This window comes from Afipia sp. OHSU_II-C1 (genome assembly GCF_000497575.1).
Lineage (GTDB): Bacteria > Pseudomonadota > Alphaproteobacteria > Rhizobiales > Xanthobacteraceae > Afipia.
Genome location: NZ_APJI01000015.1, coordinates 91,153 through 110,685, shown reverse-complemented (window position 1 = coordinate 110,685; position 19,533 = coordinate 91,153). Strand labels below are relative to the sequence as shown.

General features: G+C 62.4%; 19 protein-coding genes. 15 read left to right on the top strand and 4 right to left on the bottom strand.

Annotated features, from left to right (window positions below):
* Positions 1 to 155: 155 nt before the first annotated feature.
* From I554_RS0117130 to I554_RS0117120, 3 genes are all read left to right on the top strand, one after another.
* Entirely contained in the window at positions 156 to 1,946 is a 1,791-nt protein-coding gene (locus I554_RS0117130; protein WP_024577216.1) for an acyl-CoA dehydrogenase C-terminal domain-containing protein, read from the top strand.
* Positions 1,947 to 2,017: 71 nt separating this feature from the next.
* Positions 2,018 to 3,226, top strand: coding sequence for an acetyl-CoA C-acetyltransferase (locus I554_RS0117125; RefSeq protein WP_024577217.1), 1,209 nt, complete (start codon positions 2,018 to 2,020; stop codon positions 3,224 to 3,226).
* A 165-nt stretch (positions 3,227 to 3,391) separates the two neighbouring features.
* Positions 3,392 to 5,605 (top strand): 3-hydroxyacyl-CoA dehydrogenase NAD-binding domain-containing protein, encoded by a 2,214-nt coding sequence (locus I554_RS0117120; RefSeq protein ID WP_024577218.1) that lies wholly within the window; start codon positions 3,392 to 3,394, stop codon positions 5,603 to 5,605.
* Positions 5,606 to 5,677: 72 nt separating this feature from the next.
* Here the strand turns inward: I554_RS0117120 and gstA are convergent, their stop codons facing one another.
* Positions 5,678 to 6,292: a glutathione transferase GstA gene (gstA, locus tag I554_RS0117115; protein WP_024577219.1), complete on the bottom strand. Its 615-nt coding sequence runs from the start codon at positions 6,290 to 6,292 to the stop codon at positions 5,678 to 5,680.
* 140 nt (positions 6,293 to 6,432) lie between these two features.
* On the opposite strand from gstA, the gene I554_RS0117110 reads away from it, so the two are divergent.
* From I554_RS0117110 to I554_RS0117095, 4 genes are all read left to right on the top strand, one after another.
* Positions 6,433 to 6,948 carry a MarR family transcriptional regulator gene (locus I554_RS0117110; RefSeq protein WP_024577220.1) on the top strand — a complete coding sequence of 172 codons (516 nt, stop codon included), beginning with the start codon at positions 6,433 to 6,435 and terminating at the stop codon, positions 6,946 to 6,948.
* 99 nt (positions 6,949 to 7,047) lie between these two features.
* Positions 7,048 to 8,418 (top strand): glutamate--cysteine ligase, encoded by a 1,371-nt coding sequence (locus I554_RS0117105; protein ID WP_024577221.1) that lies wholly within the window; start codon positions 7,048 to 7,050, stop codon positions 8,416 to 8,418.
* A gap of 186 nt (positions 8,419 to 8,604) precedes the next feature.
* Complete coding sequence (locus I554_RS0117100) at positions 8,605 to 9,126, top strand: PAN domain-containing protein (protein WP_029659511.1); 522 nt, start codon at positions 8,605 to 8,607, stop codon at positions 9,124 to 9,126.
* Positions 9,127 to 9,198: 72 nt separating this feature from the next.
* The gene (locus I554_RS0117095) at positions 9,199 to 9,555 is read left to right on the top strand and encodes a hypothetical protein (RefSeq protein ID WP_051358675.1); all 357 of its coding nucleotides are present in this window, start codon (positions 9,199 to 9,201) and stop codon (positions 9,553 to 9,555) included.
* A gap of 24 nt (positions 9,556 to 9,579) precedes the next feature.
* Here the strand turns inward: I554_RS0117095 and lepB are convergent, their stop codons facing one another.
* From lepB to I554_RS0117080, 3 genes are all read right to left on the bottom strand, one after another.
* Positions 9,580 to 10,359 carry a signal peptidase I gene (lepB, locus tag I554_RS0117090; protein WP_024577224.1) on the bottom strand — a complete coding sequence of 260 codons (780 nt, stop codon included), beginning with the start codon at positions 10,357 to 10,359 and terminating at the stop codon, positions 9,580 to 9,582.
* 33 nt (positions 10,360 to 10,392) lie between these two features.
* Positions 10,393 to 11,832 carry a metalloprotease TldD gene (tldD, locus tag I554_RS0117085; protein ID WP_024577225.1) on the bottom strand — a complete coding sequence of 480 codons (1,440 nt, stop codon included), beginning with the start codon at positions 11,830 to 11,832 and terminating at the stop codon, positions 10,393 to 10,395.
* 97 nt (positions 11,833 to 11,929) lie between these two features.
* Positions 11,930 to 12,469 carry an invasion associated locus B family protein gene (locus tag I554_RS0117080; protein WP_024577226.1) on the bottom strand — a complete coding sequence of 180 codons (540 nt, stop codon included), beginning with the start codon at positions 12,467 to 12,469 and terminating at the stop codon, positions 11,930 to 11,932.
* 447 nt (positions 12,470 to 12,916) lie between these two features.
* Between I554_RS0117080 and coxB the strand changes: the two genes are divergently transcribed.
* The 8 genes from coxB to I554_RS0117040 all read left to right on the top strand — a co-directional run bounded on the left by coxB (position 12,917) and on the right by I554_RS0117040 (position 19,527).
* Positions 12,917 to 13,765, top strand: coding sequence for a cytochrome c oxidase subunit II (gene coxB, locus I554_RS0117075; RefSeq protein ID WP_024577227.1), 849 nt, complete (start codon positions 12,917 to 12,919; stop codon positions 13,763 to 13,765).
* Positions 13,766 to 13,856: 91 nt separating this feature from the next.
* Positions 13,857 to 15,473, top strand: coding sequence for a cytochrome c oxidase subunit I (ctaD, locus tag I554_RS0117070; protein WP_024577228.1), 1,617 nt, complete (start codon positions 13,857 to 13,859; stop codon positions 15,471 to 15,473).
* 83 nt (positions 15,474 to 15,556) lie between these two features.
* Entirely contained in the window at positions 15,557 to 16,498 is a 942-nt protein-coding gene (locus tag I554_RS0117065) for a heme o synthase (protein ID WP_024577229.1), read from the top strand.
* On the top strand, positions 16,495 to 16,680 hold the full coding sequence (locus tag I554_RS0117060) for a hypothetical protein (protein ID WP_006022896.1): 186 nt from the start codon (positions 16,495 to 16,497) through the stop codon (positions 16,678 to 16,680). Before I554_RS0117065 ends, I554_RS0117060 begins: the two co-directional genes overlap by 4 nt.
* Positions 16,681 to 16,694: 14 nt before the next feature.
* Complete coding sequence (locus tag I554_RS0117055) at positions 16,695 to 17,306, top strand: cytochrome c oxidase assembly protein (protein WP_024577231.1); 612 nt, start codon at positions 16,695 to 16,697, stop codon at positions 17,304 to 17,306.
* A gap of 57 nt (positions 17,307 to 17,363) precedes the next feature.
* The gene (locus I554_RS0117050) at positions 17,364 to 18,260 is read left to right on the top strand and encodes a cytochrome c oxidase subunit 3 (RefSeq protein WP_024577232.1); all 897 of its coding nucleotides are present in this window, start codon (positions 17,364 to 17,366) and stop codon (positions 18,258 to 18,260) included.
* Positions 18,261 to 18,373: 113 nt separating this feature from the next.
* Positions 18,374 to 18,766 carry a DUF983 domain-containing protein gene (locus I554_RS0117045; protein WP_024577233.1) on the top strand — a complete coding sequence of 131 codons (393 nt, stop codon included), beginning with the start codon at positions 18,374 to 18,376 and terminating at the stop codon, positions 18,764 to 18,766.
* 17 nt (positions 18,767 to 18,783) lie between these two features.
* Positions 18,784 to 19,527 (top strand): SURF1 family cytochrome oxidase biogenesis protein, encoded by a 744-nt coding sequence (locus tag I554_RS0117040; protein ID WP_244432776.1) that lies wholly within the window; start codon positions 18,784 to 18,786, stop codon positions 19,525 to 19,527.
* The last annotated feature ends 6 nt before the right edge of the window (positions 19,528 to 19,533 follow it).

Genomic DNA, 19,533 nt, shown 5'->3' with positions numbered 1-19,533 from the left:
TGAATGGTGTCGATACAATCGCGCTTGCCGACAACGGCGCGTATCGCGCATTTCGATGTCATGGTCGGGTCATCGAAGGCAGTCCATGTGCTGATGCGACGCATCGCAAAACAATTTGCGCAATCCCCGTTCAATTCTGAGCCGAGAGACATTCCATGACGATCTACAAAGCGCCCGTCGAAGACGTAACCTTCCTTCTCAACGATGTCTTTCAGATCGATAAATACAACAACCTTCCAGGCTTCAGCGACGCGACGGCAGATGTCCGCGCCGCGATTTTCGACGAAGCCGCCAAGCTCGCCGAGCAGGTGCTTCATCCGCTGAACCATAGCGGCGATCAGGAAGGCTGCACGCGTCACGACGACGGCAGCGTCACGACGCCAAAGGGTTTCAAGGAAGCATTCAAGCAATTCGCCGATGGCGGCTGGATCGGCCTGGCGGCGCCGCAGGAATACGGCGGGCAGGGCCTGCCGGCGTCACTGTCGGAAACGGTCAGCGAATTCATGTCGTCGGCCAACATGGCCTTTGGCATGTACGGCGGCCTGACCCAGGGCGCCATGGCGGCGCTTCTCGTGCACGGCACACCGGAACAGAAGAACACCTTTGTGCCCAACATGGTCACCGGCAAATGGACCGGCACCATGAACCTGACCGAACCGCAGTGCGGCACCGACCTCGGCCTGATGCGTACAAAGGCGGTCAAGCAGGCCGACGGCACCTACAAGATTACGGGCACCAAGATCTTCATTTCCGGCGGCGAGCAGGATCTCACCGAAAACATCGTGCATCTGGTGCTGGCGCGAATCGAAGGCGCGCCGGCCGGCATCAAGGGCGTCTCGCTGTTCGTCGTTCCGAAAAGGAAGATCAATCCCGATGGCTCGCTCGGCGGATCGAACGGCGTGTCATGCGGTTCGATCGAACACAAGATGGGCATTCACGGCAATTCGACCTGCGTGCTGAATTTCGACAACGCGGTCGGCAACCTGGTCGGCGCCGAGAACAAGGGCATGGAGGCGATGTTCGTGATGATGAACGAGGCGCGTCTCGGCGTCGGCGTTCAGGGCCTGTCGCAGTCCGAAGTTGCCTACCAGAACGCGGTCGCCTATGCGAAGGACCGCCTGCAGGGTCGCTCCATCAGCGGCGTGAAGGCTCCCGACAAGCCCGCCGATCCGATCATTGTTCATCCCGACGTGCGCCGCACGCTGATGTCGATCCGTGCGTTCAACGAAGGTGCGCGCGCGCTCGTGGTGTGGACATCGCTGAAAAGCGACGTGGCGCATCGCTCCGACGACCCGAAGGAGCGCGAGGCCGCCGACGACCACATGGGTCTTCTGACCCCGGTCATCAAAGGCGTGCTGACCGATCAGGGTTTTGCCAACGCGGTTGCCGCCCAGCAGATGTTCGGTGGTCACGGTTTCATCGTCGAGACCGGCGTGGAGCAATTCGTGCGCGATGCTCGCATCACGATGCTTTACGAAGGCGCCAATGGCATCCAGGCGCTGGATCTGGTCGGCCGCAAGCTCGGCCGTGCCGGTGGACGTGCGATCACTACGTTCTTCAACGAAGTCGCTGCCTTCTCCAAGGAGAACGCCGGCAATGAAGCGATGAAGCCCTACATCGCGCCGCTCAGCGCGGCGGTGAAGGACCTTCAGCAGGCCACCATGTGGCTGATGCAGAACGCGATGGCCAAGCCGGACAACGCTGGTGCGGCCTCCACCGACTACATGCATCTCTTCGGCCTGGTCGCGATCGGTTACATGTGGGCGCGCATGGCCAAAGTTGCGCAGGACAAGCTGGCGGAGTCCGGCGAGCAGCCCTACCTGAAGTCCAAGCTTGTGACAGGCAGGTTCTTCATGGAACGGATGCTGCCGGAGACGGCGCTGCGCCTCGCGCGTATCCAGACCGGCGCGGACTCGATGATGGAACTGTCTGCCGAGGCGTTCTGAGCTTTTCAGTTTCCTCGCGCCGGACCCCGGCGCGAGAATTCATCAATCACTTGGTCTCAAGGGAGGGCGTCATGCCTGAGGCATTTATCTACGATCATGTCCGCACGCCGCGCGGCAAAGGCAAATCCGACGGCTCTCTGCACGAAGTCACGGCGCTGGCGCTGGCGACCGCGCCGCTGAAGGCGCTCAAGCAGCGCAACAATCTTCAAGAGGACACGGTGGACGATGTCATCCTTGGCGTTGTCGATCCGGTCGGCGAGGCTGGCGGCGATATCGCGCGCTTCGCCGCGCTGGGCGCCGGTCTCGGCGAGGCGGTGCCGGGCATCCAGATCAGCCGCTTCTGTGCTTCCGGTCTCGACGCCGTCAACTTCGCTGCCGCACAGGTCATGTCCGGCCAGCACGAACTCACCATCGGCGGCGGCGCGGAATCCATGAGCCGCGTCGGCATTCTCTCGTCCGGCACGGCGTGGCCGGTGGACCCCTCCATGGCGGTGCCGAGCTACTTCATGCCGCAGGGCGTCGCGGCGGATCTGATCGCCACCAAGTACGGCTTCTCCCGCGATGACGTCGATGCCTACGCCGTGCAAAGCCAGGATCGCGCGGCCAAGGCGTGGAGCGAAGGGCGCTTCAAGAACTCCGTGGTTCCGGTGAAGGATATCAACGGCATCACCATTCTCGACAAGGACGAGCATATGCGTCCAGGCACGACGATGCAGTCGCTGGCGCAGTTGCAGCCGTCATTCGCCGCAATGGGCGCGATGGGTGGCTTCGACGCGGTGGCCGTGCAGTCGCATCCCGAAATCGAGGGCGTGAACTACGTGCATCACGCGGGCAATTCGTCGGGCATCGTCGATGGCGCCGCCGCGGTGCTGCTCGGTAATGCCGAAGCCGGCAAGAAGCGCGATCTGAAGCCGCGCGCGAAAATCCGCGCGTTCGCGAACATCGGCTCCGAGCCCGCGATGATGCTGACCGGCCCGGTCGACGTCACCAAGAAGGTGCTGGAGCGTTCCGGCATGAAGCTGTCGGATATCGATCTGTTCGAACTCAACGAGGCCTTCGCCTCCGTGGTGCTGCGCTACATCCAGGCCTTCGGAATCGACAACGACAAGATCAACGTCAATGGCGGCGCGATTGCCATGGGCCATCCGCTCGGCGCGACCGGTGCGATGATTCTCGGCACCGTGCTCGATGAACTCGAGCGCACCAACAAATCCACCGCTCTCGTCACGCTGTGCATCGGCGGCGGCATGGGCACCGCGACCATCATAGAGCGCGTTTGACCCTTTTCCCTCCCCTTGATGGGGAGGGTCGGCGAACGGAGTGAGCCGGGGTGGGGTGATGTCTCAGAGAAACAGAGACCCCACCCCCGGCCCCTCCCCACAAGGGGGAGGGGAGCAGTGATAACCGCCGCGCCCGACGGCTGCAGGCATTGAGGGAGTTGGATAATGACCTACAAGAATTTCAAGGTTGAGACCGACGCGGACGGCATTGCCGTCGTGACCTGGGACATTCCCGGCAAGTCAATGAACGTGCTGGACGAAACCACCGGCACCGAGCTCGCCGCGATCGTCGATGCGACCACCAAGGACGCAGCGATCAAGGGTGTCGTCATCACCTCCGGCAAGGAAGCGTTCTCCGGCGGCGCCGACCTGACCATGCTGGAAGGCATGAACCGCAATCACGCGGAGATGCTCAAGACCAAGGGTGAAGAAGCCGCCAACAAGTACGTCTTCGACGAGGTCTCCAGGCTTTCGCAGAACCTGCGCAAGATCGAGACCTCGGGCAAGCCGTGGGTCGCGGCGATCAACGGCCTCGCCTTCGGCGGCGCATTCGAACTGGCGCTGGCCTGTCACTATCGCGTTGCGTCGGACAATCCGAAGACCCGTCTCGGCCTGCCCGAGATCAAGGTCGGTCTGTTCCCGGGCGGCGGCGGCACGCAGCGGCTCCCGCGCATGATCCAGCCGATGGAAGCGGTGCAGATGTTGCTCAAGGGCGACGCCATCGATCTGAAGAAGGCCACGGCGCTCGGCATCGTCGGCGCGGTGGTGCCCGCGGCCGATCTCATCAAGGCTGCGAAGGACTGGATCAAGGCGGGCGGCAAGGCCGTCGCGCCTTGGGACGAGAAGGGCTTCAAGCTGCCCGGCGGCGCGGTCTATTCGAAGGCCGGCATGCAGTTCTTCCCGCCGGCGAATGCGATCCTGCGCCGCGAGACTTACGACAACTATCCGGCTGCGCGCGCGATCATGCAGTGCGTTTATGAAGGCCTTCAGTTGCCGATGGATGCGGCGCTGCGCGTCGAGTCGCGTTACTTCTCGAAGATCCTGCGCTCGAAGGAAGCGGCGGCGATGATCCGCTCGCTGTTCGTGTCGATGCAGGAACTCAACAAGGGCGCGCGTCGTCCGCAGAACGTGCCGCCGACCAAGGTCAAGAAGCTTGCCGTCATCGGCGCGGGTTTCATGGGCGCCAGTGTTGGCTTCGTGTCGGCGCAGGCCGGCATTGATGTGGTGCTGATCGACCGCGATCAGGAAAGCGCCGACAAGGGAAAGGGCCACGCCAAGGTCATGCTTGACGGCCAGATCGCCAAGGGCCGCATGAAGCAGGACAAGGCCGACGCCATTCTCGCGCGCATCACCGCCACGCCGGATTACAATGCAATCAAGGATTGCGATCTGGTGATCGAGGCCGTGTTCGAGGACCGCAAGGTCAAGGCCGAGACCTATGCCAAGGCCCAGCCGCTGCTGCGCGATGGCGCGATCTTCGCGTCCAACACCTCCACGCTGCCGATCAATTCGCTGGCCGAGGAATGGAAGGACCAGTCGAAGTTCATCGGCATCCACTTCTTCTCGCCGGTCGAGAAGATGATGCTGGTGGAGATCATCGTCGGCAAGAACACCGGCGATCTGGCGCTCGCCACCGCGCTGGACTACGTGAGGCAGATCAACAAGACGCCGATCGTGGTCAATGACTCGCGCGGTTTCTTCGCCAACCGTTGCGTGCTGCGCTACATCTCCGAAGGCTACGAGATGTTCAAGGAAGGCGTGCCGCCGGCGATGATCGAGAATGTCGGCAAGATGGCCGGTATGCCGGTCGGTCCGTTGTCGCTCAACGACGAGGTCGCCATCGATCTGTCGCTGAAGATCCTCAAGGCCACCGAGGCCGACATGGGCGCACAGTCGGTCGATCCGGAGCAGAAAGCGCTGCTGGTCGAGATGGTGGAGAAGCGCGGACGGTTCGGCCGCAAGAACGGCAAGGGCTTCTACGACTATCCCGAGAAGGGCAAGGGTCAGAAGAAGCTGTGGCCGGAGCTGACGAGCTTGCAATCCAAGCATCTCGATCCGGACACGCTGGATGTCGAGGAACTGAAGCAGCGTTTCCTTGTGGTGCAGGCGGTGGAAGCCGCGCGCACGGTCGAGGATCATGTCATCACCGATCCGCGCGAAGCGGATGTCGGCTCGATCCTCGGGTTCGGCTTCGCGCCGTTCACCGGTGGCACGCTGTCCTACATCGACTTCATGGGCACCAAGACCTTCGTCGAGCTGTGTCACAGGCTCGAGAAGAAGTACGGCTCGCGCTTCACGCCGCCGAAGCTTCTGATCGACATGGCCGCCAAGGGCGAGACATTCTATGGCCGCTTTGCGCCGAAGAGAGCTGCGGCGTAACCGTTCGCCGCCATCGGATAAAGAAAAAGGCGGGATCATCGATCCCGCCTTTGTCATGTTAGGTAATCGCGGTTACGAGGCCTTCAGCAATCCTTCGGCGCTGAGCGCTTCCTGCACCTTCGGCCGTGCAGCGACACGCGCCTTGTAGGCGGTCAGATTCGAAAGGGCGGAAATGTCGAGGCCGACGCGATCCGCCCAGGCAAGCATCGTGAAGAGATAGGCATCCGGCACGGTGAACTGGCTGCCCATCACATAATCCCGGCCCTTCAGGGCCTGATCGATGTACTTGAACTTGCCCATCAAGCGGTCCTTGAAGAACGCCTTGGTGTCGTCGGAGAGCACCGGCTGGAACAGCGGGCTGAAGTTCTTGTGCAGTTCACTGGCGATGAAATTCAGCCATTCCTGGAGCTTGTAACGTTCGCTGGAGCCTGCGGCGGGTGCCAGATTTTTCTGCGGCGCGGAATCGGCGATCATCTGGACGATAACGGCGCCTTCGGTCAGCAGGTCGCCATTGGTGAGGCCGAGCGCCGGCACCTGACCCTTGGGGTTTACCGCCGTGTAGTCGCTGCCGTCCTCGAGCTTCTTCGCTTTCAGGTCGACCCTGACCAGGTCGAACGGCAGACCGGCCTCTTTCAGGGCGATATGGGGGGAGAGCGAGCAGGCGCCGGGCGAATAATACAGTTTCATGGGAGGTATCCCTTTTGAAAATTTGAACATTGGGGCATTGGCAAGGCCTATGACCGTCTCCTAAATGCAGGTATGTCAAGATTGATGCAACTGCATTTATTAGGGTAAGCTGGGATAGCCCCACCGGCACGGACGACACCATGAAGCGCAAACCATCCACCGAGGCGACAGAGGTCTGGATCCGTCTGATGCGGGTTCAGGGCAAGGTGCTCGGCGCTGTCGAGCAGGATCTCAAGAAGGCCGGCTTTCCGCCGCTCGCCTGGTACGACGCGCTGCTCGAGCTCTCGCGCGCGCCAAGCGGCGAACTTCGCCCGGTCGAACTCGAAAAGCAGATGCTGTTGCCGCAGTATTCGACGTCGCGTCTGATCGATCGTCTGGTCGAGGAAGGTCTTGCGGCGCGTCGCGAGTGCAAGATGGACAAGCGCGGCCTGTTCGTCGAGATCACCGATGCCGGACGCGAATTGCAGAAGAAGATGTGGAACTCCTATTCCGCTGCGATCGAGCGGCATATCGGCTCAAAACTCTCCGATGCCGATGCCGTCAAGCTGAGCGGTTTGCTCGATCGGCTCGGATGTTGTGCAAGCGCGCCGCAGGCTGTCACTGTCTCCAGGGAAGCCGTCAAAGAATCAGCCAAAGAAACCACGTCGGCGCGATGATCCTTTCTTTACCTCTCGCGGTTACGGATGCCCGCGTCCGTGGCATCCGCCTGCATCGTGCACTGACACTCAAACCGAAGCCTCTTACCTGGATGTCCCATGGCGCGTGATCAGATCGATATGACACCGCTGGATTCGCGGGACGAACTGGTCGCGTGGCTGGAGGCCGGCGTAAAGCCGAAGTCCGAATTCCGCATCGGCACCGAGCACGAAAAAACCCCGTTCACGCTGGAGGGCCACAGGCCCGTGCCTTATGAAGGCGCGCGCGGCATCGGCGCTCTGCTCGAAGGCATGCAACTCCTGCTCGGCTGGGAGCCGATCATGGAGAACGGCAACATCATCGGTCTGCATGACGTCACCGGCGGCGGCGCCATCTCGCTCGAGCCCGGCGGCCAGTTCGAGCTGTCCGGCGCACCGGTCGAAACCGTGCACCAGACCTTGTCCGAACTGATGGCGCATCTGGCGCAGGTGCGCGAAGTCGCGACACCGCTCGGCATCGGCTTTCTCGGCCTCGGCATGACGCCGTCATGGTCGCGCAAGGAGATGCCGGTGATGCCGAAGGGCCGCTACCGGATCATGACCAACTACATGCCGAAGGTCGGCAAGTACGGTCTCGACATGATGTACCGCACCTGCACGGTGCAGACCAATCTCGATTTCTGTTCCGAAGCCGACATGGTCAAGAAGCTGCGCGTGTCGGTGGCGTTGCAGCCGGTGGCGACTGCGCTGTTCGCGAACTCGCCTTTCACAGAAGGCAAGCCGAACGGTTTCCTGTCATTCCGCTCCGAGATCTGGCGCGACACCGATAACGCCCGCGCCGGCATGATTCCATGGGCGTTCGAGGACGGCATGGGCTTCGAGCGCTGGGTCGATTACGCGCTCGACGTCCCGATGTATTTCGTCAAGCGCGGCGACGATTACATCGATGTGTCCGGATCGTCGTTCCGTGATTTCTTCGACGGCAAGAACAAGATGATGCCTGGCGAGAAGCCGACATTGTCCGACTGGGCCAATCATCTCTCGACGATTTTCCCTGAGGTGCGCCTGAAGCGTTATCTCGAGATGCGCGGCTCCGATGGCGTGCCATGGCAGCAACTGCCGTCACTGCCGGCGTTCTGGGTCGGCCTGCTGTATGACGACGAAAGCCTCGACGCCGCGTGGGACATCGCCAGGCGCTGGACCGCGCATGAGCGGCAGGCTTTGCGCGACGACGTGCCGCGTCTCGGCTTCAAGGCGAAAATCGGCAACCGCTATCTGTTCGAGGTCGCACGGGATTGCATGGTGCTGGCCCATAAGGGGCTCGCGCGGCGCGGCAAGATCGACCACCTGGGCCGTGACGAAACACGGTATCTGGAGCCGCTCGATCACATTATGGATACGGGACTTACCCCTGCGGAGCGGCTGCTCGAGAAGTTCAACGGCGCCTGGCGGCATTCCGTCGATCCGGTGTACAGCGAATACGCATTCTAACTCAGCAAGTTACCGTCTTCACGAGAATGTTGTTCCGGCATTTATCTGCCGTTCATCTGCCGTACATCCGCACGGCGATTGAATAGGCGGCATCTGTCCGGCCAATCACGCCCGTTCTCCGCTGAAAGCGATGGCATGCTTCCAATCTGCAATTTCAGATCATGCATCGGCGTTTGCGTCGCATTGATGGCTGCGCTGGTCCTGTCGTGTCTTGTCCCGGTCCAGCCGGTTCAAGCGCAGGCCAGTTTCGATCGCCCCGGCAACGATTATCTGCGCACGCCGATACCGTCGGGTGATCCGGCTTTATGCGCATTGCAATGTGAGCGCGACCGGCGCTGTCGCGCATGGAGCTTCAACTATCCAACCGTCAGCGATGAAAGTGCGATCTGCTGGCTCAAGAATGCGGTGCCGCCGCGCGTGCCGAGCAATTGCTGCGTCTCCGGCGTGCGGGGCGCGGGCGTTGTCGAGCCGCGCAACAGCGCGCTTGAGGTCGAGACGGACCGGCTCGGCGGCGATTATCGCAGTGTCGATGTGGACGTCGATCCGAAAGGCGAGACCTGCAAGGCGGTGTGCGACGAGGATCAGAAATGCCGCGCATGGACCTATGCGCGGCCCGGCTATATCGGAAAATCGGCGCGCTGCTTCCTGAAGGATCACGTCAAGCCGCCGCGCCGCAAGCCGGGGTTTATTTCCGGCGTCGTGCGGTAGCCGGTTCCATAGCCAAACAATACTCCGATTTGTGCGTTAGGGCTGGGACTGAACCACGTCAGGAGTGTCCCGATGATGCCTGTCCGCAGTGTATTCGCCATAGCCTCGATCGTCGCACTCACGAGCGCGGCTGCATTCGCGCAGCGCGGGTGGGAAAGCTATGATGCCGGCCATCCGGTCACAGTGGAAGGATTGATCCTGGTCAGCACGTTTGAAGACCCGCAGGCGACCATTTCTGTCAAGGGCGCTGACAAGATCTGGACCGTGACACTGGCGCCCATCTCGCAAATGATCGAGCGCGGCCTGAAGGCGGATCTCGTCTCAGTCGGCAAGAAGGTGTCGGCTTACGGATATCCGTCGAAAATCGAGATGAATGAAATGCGCGCCGAACGAATTTCGATGGACGGCAAGACCTACGAGTTGCGCTGATAACGTCAGCGGCCGGGCGCAGCTTCAATGCACCGACGAGAATGACCGTGCGATCCGGAATCCCGACAACCATGTCCAGACCGGCTGGCTTTTGATGCCGAGATCCCACGAGCCGACGATGGCATCGACGCGCCCGACAAGATTTTCGACCGGCAGCAATCCGACGCCGCCATCGGCGACGGAGACGCGGCTGTCGGCGGAATTGTCGCGGTTGTCGCCCATCACAAACAGACGATCCGGCGGCACCGTCACCTCGCGCGTGTTGTCGAGGAAGCCGTGCTCTTTCAGTTTGAACAGGATGTGCTCGCGCCCGCCCGGCAGCGTTTCAGCGAAACGGGCTGCGGGCGTGACCCCGCCACTTTCATCTTCAGCCTCACCGCGGCCGTCGGGCCGCATTGCGACCGGCTCGCCGTTGATCCAAAGGCGGCCTTCGCGCATCTGCACGCGATCGCCCGGCAATCCGACCACGCGCTTGACCCAGACTTGCGACGTGTCGCCGGGCCAGCGGAATACCACGACATCGCCGCGATCGGGCAGAGCGCCGAACACACGTCCCGTCGCCGGCAAGGCGACGTTCACTGGCAGCGACGCCGCGCTGTAGCCATAGGGATACTTCGAGGCGAGCAGCGCATCGCCGATCAGCAGCGTCGGCTCCATTGAGCCGGACGGCACATAGAACGGCTCGGCCAGCGCGCCCTTGGCGGCCATCACAACCAGGAACGCCGCGATGATCTCGACCAGCGAGCGCGTCCACGGGCGCGATGGCTTTTGCGCCGCCGGGGCGATGTCTTGCTGATCGGACATGATCGTCTCCGTGTGCCGATTGCCGAGGTCGTACTAGCCCGTGCCGCCGACGGTGATGCGATCCATGCGCAGCGTCGGCTGGCCGACGCCGACGGGAACGCCCTGACCCTGCTTGCCGCAGGTGCCAATGCCGTCATCGAGCTTGAGATCGTTGCCGACCATCGAGATACGATGCAAGTCGGTCGGACCATTGCCGATCAGCATCGCGCCTTTCAGCGGCGCGCCGAGCTTGCCGTTCTCGATCTTGTAAGCCTCGGTGCACTGGAACACGTATTTGCCCGATACGATGTCGACCTGACCGCCACCGAAATTCGCGGCGAAGATGCCGTTCTTCACGGATGCCAGGATTTCCGCGGGATCGCGTCCGCCCGCCAGCATGTAGGTGTTGGTCATGCGCGGCATCGGAACGTGTGCGTAGCTCTCGCGCCGTCCATTGCCGGTGGGCTTCATGTTCATTAGCCGCGCATTCTGCCGGTCCTGCATGTAGCCGACGAGGATGCCATCCTCGATCAGCACGGTGCGGTTGGTCGGCGTGCCTTCGTCGTCGATGGAGAGCGAGCCGCGCTTCGACGAAATGGTGCCGTCGTCCACGACAGTCACGCCCTTGGCCGCGACCTGCTGGCCCATCAGCCCTGAAAAGGCCGAGGTCTGCTTGCGGTTGAAGTCGCCTTCAAGCCCATGGCCCACAGCTTCGTGCAACATCACACCCGGCCAGCCGGGACCGAGCACCACATCCATTTCGCCCGCAGGTGCCGGCACCGATTCCAGATTGACCAGCGCCTGACGGATCGCGCCATCGGCGGCCGTGCGCCACGCCCTGGTTTCGATGAAGCGCGCATAGCCCTCGCGTCCGCCGTAACCGGCGCTGCCGCTTTCCTGCCGATCGCCATTGCCTGCGACCACTGAAATGTTCACGCGCACCAGTGGGCGGATGTCGCGGTAACTCTCACCATCGGGACGCACGATTTCCACCACCTGCCATGTCGCGCCGAGCGACACGGAGACCTGCCGCACGCGAGGGTCCTTGTCGCGGACATAGGCATCGATCTCGGCGAGGAGTTTGACCTTGGTTTCGAAGCTCTGGCCGTCGAGCGGATTTTCGTCGCCATAGAGGCGGATGTTGGTGTGGCCGGGCGCAGCCGCAAACGTCCCCGAATATCCGCCGCGCACGGCGCTGACGGTATCGGCGGCGCGGATCAGTGCGGGCAGGGAGACATCGGAGGAGTGGGCGTAGCCGACCGCGTCATCTTTCACCGCGCGCAGGCCAAAACCCTGGGCGGTGTCGTAGGTCGCCTGCTTGAGGCGGCCGTTATCGAAACCGAGTCCTTCGGACTGGCGGTATTCAAGAAACAGTTCGCCGTCGTCGGCGCCCGCCAGTCCGCGCACGATTTCCTTGCGGACCGCATCGCGGTCGAGCCCGGCGCGATCGATCAAAGAAGTGGTCACGGGTACGGCGTCGGACGGATGGCTCATGAAGAAACTCCGGGATCGCGGGATTGCAGCGAGGATCAGGCTTTCAAGATAGGGACGATCATGCCGGAGGGCGAGGGCCTGGAATATGGGCGGCTGACTACGGCAGCTTGTCGTAACCCTCGCCGAGCCCCTTCAGGCTGAGGGGGAAGCCGATCCCTTCTTCCGGCGTCTCGAAGATAATGAAGGTCGCGGTCTTGGCGGTCTTGAGCTGGTTCAGCAGGGTATCTTCCATCACGACCTCTGCGACGCAGCCGTTGGGCAAGCACCGCACGAATCCGGCCCGTCCCACGTCCTTGTCGTCGAGCTTGAGGCCGAGGCCGGACGGCAGCAGCACGCCCAGCGGGGCGACCACCCGCATCAGCTTGCTCTTCTGGTCGGCAGTCTTGAGGATAATGACGGTCAGCCCTGCATTGGAGCGGTCCTCGGCCACAACGCTCTGAATCAGGGCGCATTGTTCGGCCTGCGCACCGGCGGGGGTGTCGCAGCGGATCTGCCAGTCGCCGTGGACCGATTTGACGGCTCCCTGCGCCTGGGCGGCGGCTGGTGCGGCCAGAATGGACACCCCTGCGACGATCGCGAGCCAGATCGGCGCAATCGCCCGGCTGCGGATTGAGAAAGGTTGGTTTCGCGCGCCCATCAGGCTCAATTCCCTGGCAATGATCTCGGCAATTCCCGGCGATTCGGCGGTTTCCCGCAGTGTGGCCCGCCCGATAGCTGGATTGACAGCGCAATGACGGCGTCTTGAGGGCAAACGCCTATTGCCGGGATGCACCATCTCAAAGCTGCGAATCGGGATTTCGCCGCATATCTGCCCGTGGGTACAACGGACAATCCAAGTGTCAAGCATTCTCCGGCTGCCGGACCGCCGGTTTTGGCCCATTTGCCAATGGGATTCAGGCTGTGCGTGCACCTTATTACGTGCATTGCGGTAGGCATAGAATTATGGTTTGAGAAGCGGGAAATTCGACGCGTTCTAACCTTTGGCCAACGGCCGAAATCATGACCGCGGCTGATCAACAGGCTTAAGGCAGATCTCGCCGCCCGGTGGGATCGCTGGGGTGACGAGAGCAGGAGCGAGAGCGGCATGAAGATGTCGAAGGGCCAAAATGGCCGCCGAGTACTGGGTTTTGCGGTGGCTGCCGCCGTGCTTGCCGCGGCCGGGGCAGCTTTCGCGGCAGGTGGGACGCTGGGTCAGCCGTCGCCTTGGGAAATCACGCTCCAGCCGTCGGCATCGCCGGTGATGGATAACATCACCTGGTTCCATAACTTCCTGCTCTGGATCATCACCGCGATCACGATTTTCGTTGCGATCCTGCTGGCCATCGTGGCGATCAAGTTCAACGCCCGGAAGAACCCCGTTCCCTCCAAGACCACGCACAACACGCTGATCGAGGTGGTCTGGACCATCGTGCCGGTTCTGATTCTGGTCGGTATCGCCGTGCCGTCGTTCCGCCTGCTGTTCCAGCAGCTCGATATTCCGAAGGCCGATCTCACCATCAAGGCCACCGGCAAGCAGTGGTACTGGACCTATAGCTATCCGGATAACGGCAAGTTCGAATTCGATTCGCTCCTGGTCGCCGACAAGGCGCCTCGCCTCCTGGGGGTGGACAACGAAGTGGTCGTGCCGGTGAACAAGGTGATCCGTGTTCAGACCACTGGCGCCGATGTCATCCATTCCTTCGCGGTTCCGGCCTTCGGCATCAAGATCGACTCCGTCCCGGGCCGCCTCAACGAGACGTGGTTCAAGGCGACCAAGGAAGGCATGTATTACGGCCAGTGCTCCGAGCTCTGCGGCAAGGATCACGCCTATATGCCGATCGCGATTCGCGTCGTAAGCGATCAGGAATTCACCACCTGGGTCGAAGCGGCGAAGAAGAAGTATGCGACCAACCCCGCGAACTCCTACGCGTCGATCGGGGCTGCTGCGCAGTAAGCGCATCGACGGGCGGGCCGGGCGCTTTGCGCCCGCACCGCAAGGCTGACGGGACTAGCTGACGGCACTACGAGGCTTAAAGGATTTGAAAATGGCCACCTCCGCTGCAACACATGATCACGCTCATGACGACCATGCGCACGATCACCCGACCGGGTGGCGGCGTTACGTCTATTCGACGAACCATAAGGACATCGGCACGATGTACCTTATCTTCGCGATCGTGGCGGGCGTCATCGGCGGCGCGATGTCGGTCGCGATCCGCATCGAGCTGATGTATCCGGGCGTGCAGCTCTTCCACGAAGCCCACACCTACAACGTGTTCGTCACCTCGCACGGCCTGATCATGATCTTCTTCATGGTGATGCCGGCGATGATCGGCGGGTTCGGCAACTGGTTCGTGCCCTTGATGATCGGCGCGCCGGACATGGCGTTCCCGCGCATGAACAACATTTCCTTCTGGCTGCTGCCTGCCTCGTTCGCGCTGCTCCTGATCTCGACCTTCGTCGAGGGCGAGCCGGGCGCCAACGGCGTCGGCGCCGGCTGGACGATGTATGCGCCGCTGTCGACCTCGGGTCATCCGGGTCCGGCGGTGGACTTCGCGATCCTGTCGCTGCACATCGCCGGCGCTTCGTCGATCCTCGGCGCCATCAACTTCATCACCACGATCTTCAACATGCGCGCGCCGGGCATGACCCTGCACAAGATGCCGCTGTTCGTGTGGTCGATCCTCGTGACCGTGTTCCTGCTGCTGCTGTCGCTGCCGGTTCTCGCCGGCGCCATCACCATGCTGCTGACCGACCGCAACTTCGGCACCACGTTCTTCTCGGCTGAGGGCGGCGGCGATCCGGTGCTGTTCCAGCATCTGTTCTGGTTCTTCGGTCACCCCGAAGTGTACATCCTGATTCTGCCGGGCTTCGGCATGATCTCGCAGATCGTCTCGACCTTCTCGCGCAAGCCCGTGTTCGGCTATCTCGGCATGGCCTACGCGATGGTTGCCATCGGCGGCATCGGCTTCGTGGTCTGGGCGCATCACATGTACACGGTGGGCATGTCCTCGGCGACGCAGGCTTATTTCGTCGCGGCCACCATGGTCATCGCGGTGCCGACCGGCGTGAAGATCTTCTCGTGGATCGCCACCATGTGGGGCGGTTCGATCGAATTCCGGGCCCCGATGATCTGGGCGATGGGCTTCATCTTCCTGTTCACGCTGGGCGGCGTGACCGGCGTGGTGCTGGCCAACGCCGGCGTCGACCGCGTCCTTCAGGACACCTACTACGTCGTCGCGCACTTCCACTACGTGCTGTCGCTGGGCGCCGTGTTCGCGATCTTCGCGGGCTGGTACTACTGGTTCCCGAAGATGTTCGGCTACATGTACTCGGAGACCATCGCCAAGCTGCACTTCTGGGTGACCTTCGTCGGCGTCAACCTGATCTTCTTCCCGCAGCACTTCCTCGGCCTGTCCGGCATGCCGCGCCGTTACATCGACTATCCGGATGCTTTCGCGGGCTGGAATCTGGTGTCGTCGATCGGTTCGTACATCTCGGCTTTCGGCGTGCTGATCTTCATCTACGGCGTGATCCAGGCGTTCGTCCGCAAGGAGCAGGCTGCTGACAATCCGTGGGGTGCCGGTGCAACGACGCTGGAATGGACGTTGTCCTCGCCACCGCCGTTCCACCAGTTCGAAGTTCTGCCGCGCGTTCAGTAACTGACGCGGCCAAGACCAAGACAATGCATCCGCCGCGGCCCTGTGGCCCCGGCGGATGAAATGATCAGGAAGTGAGTTAGATCTTGTCGATTGTCGACCATCACGCGATCGATCTGTCGCCTCGTATCTCCGAGGCGGGCGTCGCTGACTACATCGCGCTGCTGAAGCCGCGCGTGATGTCACTGGTGGTGTTTACCGCGCTGGTGGGATTAGTCATCGCACCCGGTCATTTCCATCCGGTGCTGGCCATTACGTCGATCCTGTGCATCGCCGTCGGCGGGGGCGCGGCGGGCGCGCTGAACATGTGGTACGAGCACGATATCGACGCCCTGATGTCGCGCACCGCCAACCGTCCGATTCCGCGCGGGCGCATTCTGCCTGGTGAGGCGCTGGCCTTCGGCCTGACGCTGGCATTCTTCTCGGTGATGACGCTCGGCATTCTGGTGAACTGGCTGGCCGGAGCGCTTCTGGCTTTCACCATCTTCTTTTATGTCGTGATCTACACGATGTGGCTGAAGCGGTGGACCGCACAGAACATCGTCATCGGTGGTGCCGCCGGTGCGCTGCCGCCGGTGGTAGCCTGGGCCGCTGCCACGGGCTCGCTGTCGCCTGAGCCGATTCTGCTGTTCCTGATCATCTTCCTGTGGACGCCTCCGCACTTCTGGGCGCTGGCGCTGTTCCGCACCGACGATTATCAGCGCGCCAACATCCCGATGCTGCCGAATGTCGCCGGTCCCGATGCGACGCGGCTGCAGATCCTGCTTTATACGATCGTGCTGGTGGCGGTTGCGCTCGCGCCGTGGCCGCTTGGGTATTTCTCCGCGGTCTATGGCGTAACCTCACTGGTGCTCGGCGCAGGAATGCTGTGGCTCGCCATTAGCGTCTATCGCAAGCGCACCGGCAGCGCCGCGCTGCGCGCCACGCGTGGGCTGTTCAAGTTCTCGATCCTGTATCTCTTCGGATTGTTCGCCGTGTTGCTGGCCGAAGTCGTGGTGTCCGCAGCCATGCGGATCTTCTGGTCATGAGCGCAGGCATCGTCATGGACAGCAACAAGAAGCCGCAGCAGGGTATCGTTCTCACGCCGGAGCAGAAGAAGCGCCAGCGCGAGCGCTCGATCGCCATTGCGGTCGCGTTGGGCATTCTGGTGATCCTGTTCTTTGCTGTCACCCTGGTGAAGGGCCCCGCCGTCCTTCATCGACCGATCTGAGGGATGCGAGCGATATGACGCAGCAGCCCGCCAGCAAGCCAAAGCCACGCATCAGCCGCGATGTCATGGTCGCGTCGATCTGCGGCTTTGTTGTCGCCTTCATGGTCGGCGCGTCCTACGCGGCCGTGCCGTTCTATGACTGGTTCTGCCGCGCAACCGGTTTCAACGGCACCACGCAGGTTGCGACATCCGCGCCGGAGAAGTCGCTGGAGCGCCGCATCAATGTGCGCTTCGACTCGAACGTGAGCGGCGGCCTGCCGTGGAAATTCCAGCCGGAGCAGAACGAGATCTCCGTCAAGATCGGTGAGGTCGTCACCGTCTACTACACCGTCACCAACCAGTCCGCGCGCGCGACCGCAGGCGTTGCCGCCTACAATGTCGCGCCGCTGACCGTCGGCGCGTTCTTCCAGAAGATCAATTGCTTCTGCTTCACCGAGCAGACCTTCGGTCCCGGCGAGAAGCGCGAGATGGCCGTGGTGTTCTATGTTGATCCGGCGCTTGCCGCCGATCGCGAATACGACGACCTCAACAGCATCACGCTGTCCTACACCTTCTACCCTGTGAAAGATCCGGCACCGAAGCCGCTCGCGGCAACGGAGACGGACAAGCGCAAGGGCAACCTTTGAGTTTTCGGCTTTAACTGCGACACGCGCCGGATAAGACCGGCATCACGGAGAGACCAAATGGCAACGGGCCAAGCCAAACATCACGACTATCATCTCGTCGATCCGAGCCCGTGGCCGGTCGTCGGCTCGATCTCGGCCTTCATCATGGCCCTCGGCGCCGTCGCATGGATGCACAAGATGTTCGCTGGCGCGCCGATCGTGTTCGGCGTCGGCACCATCGGCGTTCTCTACACCATGGCGAGCTGGTGGGGCGACGTGATCCGCGAGGCGGAGCACAAGGGTGACCACACCCGCGTTGTGCAGTTGCATCACCGCTACGGCATGATCCTGTTCATCGCCTCCGAAGTGATGTTCTTCGTGGCGTGGTTCTGGGCTTACTTCAACGCCGCGCTGTTCCCGGCCGATTCGGTCCACTACGTCCGCGACGCCCTGTTCGGTTGCGGCGCCGGCGTTTCTCCGGCGGATTGCAAGGTGCCGGGCGTCTGGCCGCCGAAGGGCATCGAGACCTTCGATCCGTGGCATCTGCCGCTGCTCAACACGCTGATCCTGCTGACCTCCGGCACGACGGTCACCTGGGCGCATCACGCGCTGCTCGAAGGCGACCGCAAGGGCCTGAAGTGGGGTCTGATCCTGACCGTGCTGCTCGGGGCGCTGTTCACCTGCGTGCAGGCCTACGAATACAGCCACGCGGCGTTCAGCTTCGCCGGCAACGTGTACGGCGCGACCTTCTTCATGGCCACGGGTTTCCATGGCTTCCACGTGCTGGTCGGCACCATCTTCCTGCTGGTATGTCTGTTCCGCGCCTACGCGGGCCATTTCACGCCGAAGCAGCATCTCGGCTTCGAGTTTGCCGCCTGGTACTGGCACTTCGTCGACGTGGTCTGGCTGTTCCTGTTCATCGCCATCTATGTCTGGGGACATGGCGCATCGACCATGGCGCACGGCGCGCACTGATTGCGCACCGGGTTCACCCATCAGGGGCGGCCTCCGGGCCGCCCTTTTTTGTGATGCTTTCGCTCTTGCAGCGATGGGGCAGCGGGCGTAGCGAAGGCCGATGAAAGCACGCCATGACCGATGATCCTGCTTCCTCCAGTGTGTCACAGGCTGCGCTGCGCGGCCTTGCCTGCAAGTGCCCGCGCTGCGGAGAGGGCAAGCTCTATGCGGGATTCCTCACGCTGCGCCCGTCCTGCGACGCCTGCGGTCTCGACTACGCCTTCATCGATGCAGGCGATGGTCCCGCAGTGTTCATCATCATGATCGCGGGCTTCATCGTGGTCGGTGCCGCACTGGTTGTGGAGATGAAGTATCAGCCGCCGTTCTGGGTCCATGCCGCGCTGTGGGGGCCGCTGATCCTTGCAACGACCCTGCTGCCGCTGCGGTCGATGAAGGCGTTGCTGATCGCCTTGCAGTATCATCACAAGGCCGCCGAGGGGCAGTTGATTGGGCGTAAGCCGGAATGAACGCGCCACAAGCAGCCATGCCTCGCGGGCGAGGCATCTTCGGTCTTGCCGTGATCGCGCTGATCATGGCGTCGATGCTCGTGAGCCTCGGCGTCTGGCAGCTTCGCCGCAAGGACGAGAAGCGCGCGCTGATTTCGGCTTTGACCGAGCGGCTCGCTGCTGCGCCAGGTGTATTGCCGGCAGCAACCGCGTGGCCCGCGCTGACACCGGCCCATGACGAATTTCGCCGCGTCAGTTTCAGCGCGACCTTTGAGTCGAAGCCCGACGTCATGGTCTACAGTTCCGGCTCCGCCGTGCGCGACGATATCAACGGGCCTGGCACCTGGGCTTTTATGCCAGCGCGTCTGGCCGACGGCCGCAGCGTCGTCATCAATGCGGGCTTTGTGCAGAACACGATGCAGGACCGCGCGCAGCAGGATCGTGCGGTGAAGCCGCTGGTTACCGGCGCTCCGGTGACGCTGACGGGCTATCTGCGCTTTCCCGAATCCGCCGGAACGCTGACACCGGCAGATGACGTTGTCAGACGCCTGTGGTTCGTGCGTGATCATCGGACCATGGCGAAGGCACTCGGCTGGGGTGAGGTCGCGCCATTTTATATCGACCTCGAGTCGCCAGCGCCCCCCTCGGGCATTCCAAAGCCGGGTTCGTTGCACGTCCATCTCAAGGACGATCATTTGCAGTACGCCATCACCTGGTTTGGCCTGGCACTTGTGGTGGCGGGCGCCTTCGTCGCCTGGGTGATCCAGCGTCGCAGGGCTTAACCTGCA